This window comes from Pseudovibrio sp. JE062, assembly GCF_000156235.1.
Lineage (GTDB): Bacteria > Pseudomonadota > Alphaproteobacteria > Rhizobiales > Stappiaceae > Pseudovibrio.
This window is the reverse complement of the sequence record NZ_DS996806.1, coordinates 582,979-594,894: the sequence shown is the minus strand read 5'-3', so window position 1 is coordinate 594,894 and position 11,916 is coordinate 582,979. Positions and strand designations below refer to the sequence as shown.

Sequence of the window (11,916 nt, the reverse complement as noted above, 5' to 3'; positions counted from 1 at the left end):
GTATGGCTTCCAGTTGGAGCGTATTTTATTTTGCTATGCAGATTGATTATGCAGCCGAAGAAGTCCAGATCGCCTCGTTGATTTCTTCAAGGACATCACCAAGTTTCCCGTCAAATTCTTTCGAGATACGTTTAAACCCGCCTTTATCCTGAAACACGCCCTGATTCAGCAAGGACGGGTCAGCAACCGGCTTATCTTTCAGCGCTCTGCCAATGCGCCGCAACCACTGAATTTGGTTAGATTTCCAATCTCGCGAGCCAATAATCTTCTCAATAGCGTTTTCCACCCGACTAGCATATGGCACCAACGGATCACCTAGCGCGGCTTGGCGTACATACCCGATGATGTGGGCAGCAATATCCGCATTGCGAGCACGACCATAAGCAGCCCTGAGCATAGCCTCAGAAAAATGCGCTTCATCCAATTGAGCTGCTAAGTCTGTCAGCTCCTTGCGCGTGAGATTGCGCGGTTTTTGCGTGACAGCCACCATTGCTGGAATACTGTTCATATTCTCTCGCACAAATTCTTCAAAGCTCTCGATATAGCTTTCCGGTGTAGCGTTGTCTCCAAACACTTCACGAATATGAAGCAGCTGATCTTCATGATAAGAAATGGCAACGCCATTCTTAAGCGGATCTTTCTTCGCCAGAGCACGAACGAGATTTTCCAATGCGCGAGGGTGTTTGCTCAGCCAGTCTTTTACCTCCGCGCCTGTTTTACGCGATAGGTCATTAATAACGGTATCAGCGTCACCGCCCATAGCACTATCTAACGCCTCTCGCCCCGCTTCATCCATGCGTTTTGCAAGTGCGCGCATCTTCACCACAACCTGCCCAGCAACCCAGTTCTCTTCTTCCGCATTGGGTGCACGATCCAAATCTGCAATCAGCTCAACCAATGGCATGTTGGGTTTTACAACAACCGGACGCATATCACTCATTTGCTGTAGCTCGGCATAAAGATCCACCGCATCAAATATGCGGAAGTTCTGCTTGCCGATTTCAGGGCATAGGCGCGTAGCGCGGCCAATCATCTGATCATACAGAATGCGGCTTTTCACCCGGCGCACAAACACCAGATTAGCAAGAACAGGGATATCAACGCCAGTGGTGAGAAGATCTACTGTGACGACATATTTAGGCAGCGGATCATTACGGAATTTCTTGATAAGCCCTTTAGCGTCGCGCACAGAGCCGGTAATTTTCATCACCATATCATTGTGAAGGTCGCCGTATTCCTCGCGTAATTCTTCTTTCAGCAATCGCACAATGTCATCGGCATGAGTATCCGTTGCGGCAAAAATCAATGTTTTGCCCGGTGCATCAGGGGCAATTTCATTGGCAATGGTCTGGCAGACAATCCGGTTGAAATTCTCTGAGTAAACGCGGCGATTGAATTTGGCGAGATCGTACTCCAGTTCAACTTCATCAGGTAGATTATGAAGTGTGACTTCGCCCGTGTGACGATCCACAATTTCCACGTCTTCACCACCATTAAACGTAATGCCAGCTTCTGCTAGCGCAGTGGTGATGCGCTTGGGTGGTAGGTGATCAATCAAGAAGCCTTCAACCACAGCCTGACGATACCCATAGGAATATGAGGGCTTTTCGCAGTCAAATATCTGCAACGTATGCAACGCTGGTGTTGCAGTCAGGCCAATTTTCACTGCATCAAAATAGCTGAGCACATTACGATAAGCAGATTCATAGGCAGAAACATCACGATAGTTTTCCTCGCCCTCTTTCAGATCTGCATCCAGCGTGTAGCCTCTGTGCGCTTCATCAATAACAATGCAATCATACATCCCCGGAGTAAGGCGCTCCTTGGGGTCTTCTGTATTGTTAATGCGAGCCACAAGCGATTGTACCGTAGCGACGTGTATTTGAGTGGCATCATCAGGTAGTTTTTGATCAAGCCCAGCCACATTATAAATCTGAGAGAACTTATAAAAGCCCTCGAACTCTGTTGTATTGAGGGCGTCAGTCGTCTGATCTCCCAAGGCGGTGCGATCAACCAGAAAAAGTATACGCTTGAAACGCTTGGTTTTCAGCAGGCGATACATAAGCGCGATACAGGTTCGCGTTTTGCCAGTACCTGTTGCCATTGCAACCAGCACAGAGCGTTTGCCACCTGCTATTTCTTTCTCAACCGCATCAATAGCTTCTTCTTGGTAAGGGCGCAGGCTAGTCTGCCCAAAAGCCTCTTCGGCGAGCGCATTATTAGCCTGCTCAGTATCCTGCTTTAACTTTCCGGCTAAATCGTCGGGTGAAAACCAACTAGGCAACGCATTTGCATGATTGGTGTGCAAGCGAACATCTCTAAACCAGATACCAGATTTAGTCTTGAACTGCCGGACAAAAGGACGACCATTACTCGCAAAGATGAAGGGCACTCGGTAGGGTTCATCAAGCCCATGCTGCCAAGGCGCATCTATAAGCAGTTGCTTGGCCTCTAGTTTGATCTTGTGCGCGTATTCATCAGCCTGTTGTAATACACTGGGGACATCAGCAGATTGCCGTTTTGCCTCAATGACCCCAACGCATTCAAGGCCAACGAATAAAGCATAATCAACGCGCCCGCCCTCAGTTGGCCACTCAGCAATTGCTTGGTTCCGTCCTTTTTCTGGTCGAGCACCAGATGAATAGCGAAGAATAGAAGTATCAGCTTCCCAGCCAGCATCCTGCAACTGACGATCAATCAACTTGCGTGTATCATTCTCGTTTAGCTCAAGCTTCGCAGCTGCGTTCTGCGCAAGCGTCTTAAGCTTTTGCAACTGTTGCTCGGTTTGCTCTTCAGCTTCTGCTTGAAGCTTTGCAATAGCTTTTTCGAGTTCAGAATTTTGCTTTTCAAGATCACTAAGAGACCTGACCGCTCGCTCAGCCTCTTGTCGAACTTGATCAAGCTCCGCTGCTCTTTCTTCGTCGCTCTTCGCCAATTTTTTTAGGCGATCCTCAAACAGCTTCGATTGTTCTTTATAGTCGGCGATTTCTGCAGCAAGCTCGACAGATAATACCTTTGGTGCTTTGGGTACGATGAATGGCGGTGGCTCAAAATTTACATCAGGCCCGTAGCTGCGTTGATACCAGACCCCTAGCACCATACAGAATTTAAGCGAAGTGAGCGCTTGGCTAGACGTTCCCTCAACGCCATGGGCAGCATCATTCCCAGGCTTTCGAACGGCATGGAAAATATCAGCAACTTGCTTGGGCAAAATCCCATCGCGGCTCAATCGGTTAAGGAGCGCAAAAGCAGTTTCTTTGTCTTCTGCTCGATAGGCAGCAGCACGTGCTGCTACATCCTTGACCATAAACTCTGTATATTGCCGTGTTTTGATAAGGCAGGTATTTGCATCCAGAGAAAACACTTGCTCGGCAACCATACCAAGACGACAAAGATCCGAGTTGAGTGCTTTTAGATGAAGAAAATTTGACTGTGACATCATGAGCGCCAAAAACTGAATATGAATCAATAATATAGATTATTGCACCCAATCACGATCCACAACCTATTATTGCAAATTTGACTAAACTCACAATCACTCTCCCTTCAACCCCGCCTCGATCCGCTCCCCAACTGTCTCTGACAACACCCGTATAGGGTGCGCATCGTGGTTCACATAACGGTTTGTAATTGTCACGTTGCGATGGCGTAACAGGTGGCTAATCAGAAATGCATTGCTTCCTGACTGTGCGGCAAAGGTGCCAACTGTGTGGCGCAGGTCATGAATGCGCACATCAGGTATGTCTGCGTGGTGGCGCACCCGTTGCCATGCGTTCTCCACCAGCTCCTTGGTAATATGCCGTGTTGGATCATTGATGCGGGCAAGCACATAGGGGGAACCATCCAAGCGCGGTATGTCGGAGAGGATGTCCAGCACATTCCCACTGACCGGATGAGGTTTGCGGCCATCCCCTTTCTTGGAAGGCAAGGCAATAGCCCCTTCTTCAAAGTCCACATGCTTCCATTCGAGTGAGGCGATCTCCATGAGCCGTGCACCCGTATAGAGCAGCAATTTGAGGCAATAAAGCGCCATGGGGTTCACAGGTGTCCGGCGCTTTTCAATATCATGACGCAAGTGCTTGCGGTTCTCAGGCTTAGCCTTGATGATCCATGGAAGCCCCTCTTTCTCCGCAAGCTCCAGCGTCTTACCCAAGCGCTGCAACTCATCTCCAGTTAGAAACCGATCGCGCTCGTTCTCCTTATAGCGCTTCACCAACCGAACCGGGTTACTGTGTTCAGGCCTCAAGCCCCATATTTCAGCCAAGTTGAACGCCTTGGAGATGATCGCCAGCACATGGTTTGCTTGTCGCGGAGTTCTGCGCATGGAGCGATGAAGCTTGGAGATATCCTGCCGTGTAACAGAAGCTAGTTTCGCCTTGCCTAAGGGCTTCCGCACACAGCGCTCAAGAATCCGCCGGATCTCAACAGCTGACTTTGGCTTGTTATGCACCTCGACATGCTCGCTCAAATACATATCCAGCAGATCATCAACCGTTGGCGCGTTGCGGATGATCTTGCGATTAACGGTCGGGTCTTCTCCATTACGCACCTTAGCCAGAACATCGACAGCCAGCCCCCTCGCCTGATCCGGTGTCAGCTCGCCGTACTTCCCAAGGGTCAGACGGCACGAACGCCCTTCTAGGGTGCGATATTGAACAATGAAGGTTTTGCGCCCGGTTGGCATCACCTGCAGCCCAAATCCCGAGAGTTTGCCATCCCACACGAAGTACTTCTTCGCTGTTGGCTTGGCTGCATCGACCGTCCGTTTTGTGACATTGGGCATCAGACAAAACTCTCCCGCTGACGGCCCATGACAAGAGCCGCCCCACATGCGAAAATAGAAGTTAAAAGTATTTCCCGAATGCTGCTGTTTCTGACGGCCTGACAGCTTGTGACGACCTTTTGGGCTTCTCTCATGGCCCTGTGCAAAACAAGGCCTCATCCCCTTATAGATCGCTTGCGCTATGCCTACCGTTTCTTGTCAGCATATTGTAAGCAAATGTACGAGTTTCACGGCGAAATGCAAGGTAGGCAGGAGCAAATAATTTTCTACAACTCATTGATTCATAGTACTGAATCGTAGTAGAGTGTAAGTGGACGTGAGTTGCAAATTGCAACTTGTAATCAGGGGGGCGCGGGTTCGATCCCTGCTGCCGGCACCACCTTCGCTCTTGATTTTATAAGAGAATTTCAAAGCCTCCTCCGGGAGTTTTTTACTTTTCTGGCTTAGTACTTTTTCAAACGCAAACAGCTTCCCTCACACTATCTCTCATCATCCAAATCAATCGGTTCGCTATCGAACGAGAGGCCGGGAACCAATGTCGCGTTGCCGTCTTTGTCCTTCTTCCCAGCCAGTGAGAGATAGAGAGTTCCAAGTGAACCAATCTCTCTGATCTCAAAAAGATAAGGATTCTCTGAAGTTCCTTTCCCAGTTGGGTGATCAATTTTCCCGGTGACGAGCCCAACGAGTGCTGCGCCCCAGGCCATAAGGGTCTTGCGATTGCCAGCCACTTTTTGCATCCAGTCTGCGATGGTTTCAGGCACATCTCCGCCGTTCGTGATGAGAGACAGCCAGTCGATGGCTGGCACCTCTCCCAGATCGCCGACATGGCCACCAAAGCCGATCGCTGGAAAGAGAAGCGGGTTCCATTCGCTGAGTATTTCAGCAGGATCATCCACGGTCTTACCAGTATCTGTTCTCAGCGCGTGCAAGGCATCCTTCAAACAGGTATTGAGGTCTTTATTGATTGTTTTCAATTGCTTGCGAAGCTGCGCAACGGGGTCTTTTAGCCAGTCTTTGTTGAGCTTATACTCTTTTGGGTCTTTGCCCTCCGGGATCAACAGACCGACAAGAAGCCCAAACTCCAACGTGGCAGCATCCAGCTCATGTGCTCCTATTGTTTTTCTCACGTCAACTTCCTCGCAGTATCTGCATTAGACATCATGTGAGGAAAGACGGGAGCTAGACTGCTCCGTGAGGCAAAGTATCAGCAAGACGCCGATCATGGTTAAAGAACTCAAAGTAGAGCCCTAGGAGAACGCCGGTAATAGGAATGGAAACCGCTAAAACTCTCTGAGAACTCTCAGGTTCTGCTTAGGTACAGACTTACCCAAACTTCAAGAGGCAACGCCAACAACTGCATTTTTTGGGTAGATAATATTTACAAGTACGCCCAAGGCATAAACATACGCTCCCCCAAATGAGGAGGCCTGTAATGAGCTTAGAAAATCCAAATGCTGGTGAAGACGTCAATGCTCTTGAGGGGATCATGAGCACCTATCAGTCAGAGATTAGAGACAACACCATTTTGCAGGCTGAGCTAGCCAAACTGAAAGACTATTTGGAACACAGCGGTGAGCATTCACTAAAAGAACGACTGCAAGTCTTTGAACACATCCTGGAAGAGCTTCAGGAGAACTCAGGTGATCATCTGCGCATGACGGAGGAAAGCCCACAGCTGGACCATCACGAGATGGAAAGTAACCGCCATTTGGATGAACAGGAAACCCTGAGAGACGCGCTCAACCGCTTCGGTTCCCGTTACCTCAACTAAGCACACACAGAATAGGCAGTGCCGCGTACGACCCAGCACGTAGCACTGCGGTTTCAGATTGACCATCCCTGCCCTTCGTATCATGCCTAAAAGCAGGACGCGGAGGCCGCCATGCATGTGCTGCGAGATCTGATTTTAGAAAACGAAAACACCCTGATCGATCGCATCTTCTATTATGCTAAAAATCAGGGCTATACCCAATACACCGCAACACTTCGGGAAGCATGGCGCGTATCTGTAGAGGGGCTTTCAAGATCCATTGTGAAAGCAATGGAAGCCTACGACACTCCTCCGGAAATAGATGTCAGCTCAGACTTCTCCAGCCACCCCTTCGCGGCATTTGGCGTGGAGCAAGCCAGAAGCCATCGATCCAGAGGTGTTACATTAGGTTACTTCCTCGGTCTGACAAAGTACTACCGTAGTGCTTATATGGATCTCATTGAATCTCAAAGCTTTTCAGAGACTGAGAAAACTCAGTACCGATCTTATCTGCTTCGCTACTTTGATTTCATGGAACTCGGTTTTTCGACCGAATGGAGTGGCGTTGCAGAAGAGAGAAAGCTGCATGAAGCCTACGAAGAAAACCGTCGCATCACCAATGAGAAAAACAAGTACCTCACCATTCTGGAGAGCCTGAGCGATCCTATCGTGTTGATGGATGAGAATGGCAAGGTCAACGACCTCAACTATGCAGCTCAGGCGGTGTTTTGCGGTCTGCAGAATACCAAGATCAAATACGTCAACGAAGCAACGCGCGATGTGCTGACCAATCAGTTGCAGCCTTACCTACCTCAGGAACTGGAAAGCTGTTTCACAGATGTCACGCTGGACACCGCCGTTGGTCCACGCGTCTTCGACATCCGTGCCCAGCACATCGTTGATTTCAGCCGCAAGTTTCCCGGCATGATCCTCATCCTCAACGATGTCACCGATCATAAAAAGGCAAAGGAAGAAGCCGAAGCGGCCAACAGCGCCAAGTCCACCTTCCTCGCGTCCATGAGCCACGAAATCAGAACACCTTTGAATGGGGTTCTTGGACTGGCAGATCTCCTGAAGGATACAGGCCTTAAGCCGGAGCAGCATCGTTACCTGGATGGCATTATATCCTCAAGTGAGATGCTACGTTCCATTCTCAACGATGTACTGGACTACTCCAAGGTGGAAGCAGGCTCACTGGAGCTGGAGACGGTCGACTTCAAAATCCGGCAAGTCATCAAGCAAGTGGTGGATCTGACAAGACAGCAGGCCGAAGACAAAGGCCTTGAACTGCTGATCGACGTCCACCCACACGTGCCTGAAATCCTGCGCGCCGATCCGACCAAAATCCGGCAAGTCCTGCTGAATTTCGTCAGCAATGCCATCAAGTTCACCAATGAAGGCTCCATCACAATCAGCGTGCACATCCCCATAAGCCAGATCAGGCGTGCTCGTTGTTTGCAGATCATGGTGAAAGACACAGGCGTGGGGCTGCCGGAAGGTGATCACAGCTACCTGTTTGAACCGTTTGTGCAACAAAACGCGGCCACCAACCGGCTTTATGGCGGAACAGGCCTCGGCCTTGCCATATCGAAACGCCTCGTGAATGCCATGGGTGGTGAGATCGGCTGCAAAGCAAACCAGACGCAAGGTGCAGTCTTCCACTTTACAGTACCGTTTTACGAAGCAGATCAGACTGTTAGCATCATCGAGGATAAGCAGGACACCTGGAAGCCCAAGAAGCTGAAGATCCTTCTGGTGGAAGACAACAAGGTCAATCAGCTTGTAACAGAAGGTTTCTTAGAGAAGGCAGGCCACACCTGCTTCACCGTCGCGAGCGGTGAAGAGGCTCTGTCCCAGCTGCATGAACATCGCTTTGATTTGGTACTGATGGACAACCGCATGCCTGGCTTGAGTGGGACAGACACCATCGCCCGCATTCGCGCATCCCACTACCACCATATCTCCAGCATTCCTGTCATCGTTCAAAGCGCCTGTATCTTCCTGGCAGATATTGAAAAGAGCTTCACCGCTGGCGCGGATGGTTTCCTCGGCAAGCCCTACTCTCAGGAAGATCTGGAAGACGCCATTGCCTCCTGCCTTTCCGACAGAGCCATGTTCGCACGCAAATCCCGACAGAGCCTGCAGGAGCAACCAACAGAACTCATTGATACAGCAGTGTTACGTGGTCATTTCGACATGTTGGGAGAAAACCGCGCAAAACGCATTGTCGATGCATATATGCAAACATCGCGCTACTTCATTCCAGAGCTACGCAACCTCATCGCAACACAAAATCTGCCCAAGATCAGAGATAAAGCGCATAGCATGAAGGGAGCTTCTTACAATGTAGGCCTCACTCATGTCGCAAAGCTCTCCGAGCAGCTGGAACACGCCGCTCAAAAGGAAGAGAAGCATAAAGTCATGGAGATTTTCAGCGCTCTGGAGGTCAGTTACACGGCCTCAAAACACAAGCTGAATGAAACCTGGCTCAGCTGCCTCACAGAAGCGTCAGCCTAAGCTCGGCGTCAGAGCGCACCCGTAAACACGTAACCAACCCCATGCACCGTCCTGATCAAGCTCGGGTCTTTGGGGGTCACCTCAATTTTCCGACGTAGCCGGCCAATCAGCACGTCAACCGTGCGATCACTTGGGTCCCACTCCCGGTGGTTCAGGTGATCCAGCAGGTTATCTCGGGTCAGCACGCGGCCTTTGTTCTCGACCAACGCGGAAAGAAGCTCAAACTCGCCGCGTGTCAGGCGCACATCCTCCCCTTCCGGCGACTGCAGCCCACGTTTATCCAAGTCAAGAGACCAGCCCGCAAAGCTCAACACACGCTCATCAGCAACAACCGGTACCCGCGCAGCTTTCACCCGGCGCAGCAGGTTCTTGGAACGAGCCAGCAACTCGCGCGGACTGAACGGCTTGATCACATAATCGTCCGCTTCCATTTCAAGCGCAACAATACGGTCCACTTCATCTGTGCGGCCCGTCACCATGATGATCCCTACATCGGACTGCTTGCGCACTTCCTTCAGCAAGGTCAGGCCATCATCATCCGGCAGCCGGATATCAAGCATGATCAGGTCAACATCACCACCCGCAAACACCGAACGCATCTGCGCCCCGTCTTCTGCTTCAGAAACACGGTATCCTTCAGTCTCAAAATATCCGGAAAGAGCGACGCGGCTGGTCAGGTCATCATCAACGACCAGTATATGTGCCTTGTTTGTCATATGCTTGTTGTCGGCTTGTGTGTTTACATCATGTTTACACCATTCTACACCCCGTTCATATTTCCTCCAAACGCTATTTACAACCTTAGTCTAATTCTCTGAGCATTAAACGGACCAGCTTGTCCGAGAGTGCAAAAGAGATAAAAGATGAAAATCTGGCGACTCCTGCGGACGAAAACCGCAATTTTTCCAATAAGCTTATTACTCATCGGCGCATTTGCGGGTGGCATTGTGTTCTGGGGCGGCTTTCACACCGCGATGGATTACACCAACACGTTGGACTTCTGCGTCTCCTGCCATGAAATGCGCAGCACGGTCTATGAGGAGTACAAGAAGTCTCCGCACTTCTCGAACGCATCCGGTGTTCAGGCGGTCTGTTCAGATTGCCATGTACCCAAGGAAACTTATCCAAAGATCCTCCGCAAAATCAAAGCAGCCAAAGAGGTCTACTCCAAGCTCACCGGTAAGATCGAAACAAAAGAGAAGTTTGAAGCACACCGCCTGACCATGGCCAAGAGTGTCTGGGCTGAGATGGAAGCCAACGACTCCCAGCAATGCCGCAACTGCCATAAGCAAGACTCTATGGATTTCGCAAAACAGCATCCAAAAGCCTCTGAAACCATGCAGAAAGGCTTCAAGGATGGCGAGACCTGCATCTCCTGCCACAAAGGCATCGCCCACAAACTGCCGGATATGTCTCAGGGCTACAAAGCCATGTACGACGAGTTGCAGGCCCTCTCCGCAAACGAAGGCGCAACCTCCGATCATCTCTACGCCATTACCAGCAAGCCATTCTTCGTTGAGCAGGCCAAAGCAGAAAGCAACGGCAAGAGCGATGGGCGCCTGATGGGTGGCACGGATGTAACTGTACTTGAGCGCAGTGGTGATCTCCTGAAAGTCCGCATTGCAGGTTGGCAGCAGGATGAAGTTGATCGCGTGATCTACGCTCTCAGAGGACAGCGCATCTTCTCCGCAACTGTCGGGAAAAAGGTCGTCGACAAGATCGAGCGCCTGAAGACAGAAGTGGATCCGGACACCGAACTGACCTGGCATCAGGTTCAGATCGACACCTGGGTTTCCAAGGAAAATCTGATCTCACAGGGTGATCAGCTCTGGGCATACACCAAGGAAATGTACACCGCAGCCTGCTCCACATGTCATGGCCTGCGTGATCCCGAGCATTTCCTCGCCAACCAGTGGATCGGCTCTCTCAAAGCTATGAAGCGCTTCATCTCACTGGACAAAGAGCAATACCGCATCCTGCAGAAATACCTGCAGCTCAATGCCAAAGACACAGGTGGGAGCGAAGCTCATGGGTAAGCACGAAACCATCAACTTTTCCAACAGTGACAGATCTCTGGTCTACCGCTGGCTGGCAAGCTTCTTCACCAGCGAAGTGAAAATCGAAACTCTGGAGAGCTACAGCTCTCCAGAGGGCAAAGCCCTGCTGGATGTGTTTGCATTGGCACCTGAACTCTCCTCTTTCACCAACCAGCTGTCTCAAATGGCGCAGCTTCCAAAAGAAGATTACCAGACACAGGTGCTAGATCTGGCAACCGCCTACTCCCGCCTGTTTCTAGGTGCTGGTGGTTCACACTCTGCACCTCCCTACGAGTCAGCCTATTACAACGAAAAAGGCACGCTCTTCCAAAAGCCGACAGCGGATATGAACAAACTCCTGCAGGACCTCGGCATATCCATTGAAAGCTCTTTGAAAGAGCCAGCAGACCACCTGGGTGTACAGCTCAACGTGTTGGCGGAATACATCGACAGGGAAGCTCTGGCAGAAGCCAATGGCGATCAGGCATCAGCTCAATCACTGCATGAAAATCAGATCTGGTTCCTGTCAAACCATCTGCTCAACTGGGTGCCTTCCTTCTGCGAAGGCTGCAAACGCTTTGATCCCTCGGGCTTTTATGAGCAGCTGGCTGCTGCCCTCAACACCTGGCTCAGCATGGATCTGGCACGTTTGAACGAAGCAGGCACGACCACCTGACCCTCTCCATTTACAACCTGTTTACTCGATTTTACATCCCGTTCAATCAACGCGCGAACCACGTTTACACGCTGTGATTACGGTAACACTCAGAGAAAACAGGCTGTTTTCATCGGGCTACTTGCTCAACTCATCGATTTGTTCTGCCAAAATA

General features: G+C 50.5%; 8 protein-coding genes. 4 read left to right on the top strand and 4 right to left on the bottom strand.

What is annotated here, in order from left to right:
• Nucleotides 1-46: 46 nt before the first annotated feature.
• The 3 genes from hsdR to PJE062_RS07045 form a co-directional block, all read right to left on the bottom strand.
• Nucleotides 47-3,439: a type I restriction-modification system endonuclease gene (hsdR, locus tag PJE062_RS07055; protein ID WP_198136826.1), complete on the bottom strand. Its 3,393-nt coding sequence runs from the start codon at nt 3,437-3,439 to the stop codon at nt 47-49.
• Between the two features lie 96 nt (nt 3,440-3,535).
• Nucleotides 3,536-4,783 carry a site-specific integrase gene (locus PJE062_RS07050; protein WP_008548164.1) on the bottom strand — a complete coding sequence of 416 codons (1,248 nt, stop codon included), beginning with the start codon at nt 4,781-4,783 and terminating at the stop codon, nt 3,536-3,538.
• 479 nt (nt 4,784-5,262) lie between these two features.
• The gene (locus tag PJE062_RS07045; protein WP_008547770.1) at nt 5,263-5,910 is read right to left on the bottom strand and encodes a hypothetical protein; all 648 of its coding nucleotides are present in this window, start codon (nt 5,908-5,910) and stop codon (nt 5,263-5,265) included.
• 305 nt (nt 5,911-6,215) lie between these two features.
• On the opposite strand from PJE062_RS07045, the gene PJE062_RS07040 reads away from it, so the two are divergent.
• Both PJE062_RS07040 and PJE062_RS07035 read left to right on the top strand, forming a co-directional pair.
• Nucleotides 6,216-6,554 carry a hypothetical protein gene (locus tag PJE062_RS07040; RefSeq protein WP_008547559.1) on the top strand — a complete coding sequence of 113 codons (339 nt, stop codon included), beginning with the start codon at nt 6,216-6,218 and terminating at the stop codon, nt 6,552-6,554.
• A gap of 111 nt (nt 6,555-6,665) precedes the next feature.
• Nucleotides 6,666-9,050, top strand: coding sequence for an ATP-binding protein (locus tag PJE062_RS07035; RefSeq protein WP_008548169.1), 2,385 nt, complete (start codon nt 6,666-6,668; stop codon nt 9,048-9,050).
• 8 nt (nt 9,051-9,058) lie between these two features.
• Here PJE062_RS07035 and PJE062_RS07030 read toward each other — a convergent pair whose 3' ends face one another.
• A complete protein-coding gene (locus PJE062_RS07030) occupies nt 9,059-9,766 on the bottom strand; it encodes a response regulator (RefSeq protein ID WP_008547738.1) in 708 nt (235 codons plus the stop codon).
• Nucleotides 9,767-9,913: 147 nt separating this feature from the next.
• Here PJE062_RS07030 and PJE062_RS07025 point away from each other — a divergent pair, with 147 nt between their 5' ends.
• Both PJE062_RS07025 and torD read left to right on the top strand, forming a co-directional pair.
• Complete coding sequence (locus PJE062_RS07025) at nt 9,914-11,086, top strand: NapC/NirT family cytochrome c (RefSeq protein WP_008547530.1); 1,173 nt, start codon at nt 9,914-9,916, stop codon at nt 11,084-11,086.
• Complete coding sequence (gene torD, locus PJE062_RS07020) at nt 11,079-11,762, top strand: molecular chaperone TorD (RefSeq protein WP_008547684.1); 684 nt, start codon at nt 11,079-11,081, stop codon at nt 11,760-11,762. Before PJE062_RS07025 ends, torD begins: the two co-directional genes overlap by 8 nt.
• The last annotated feature ends 154 nt before the right edge of the window (nt 11,763-11,916 follow it).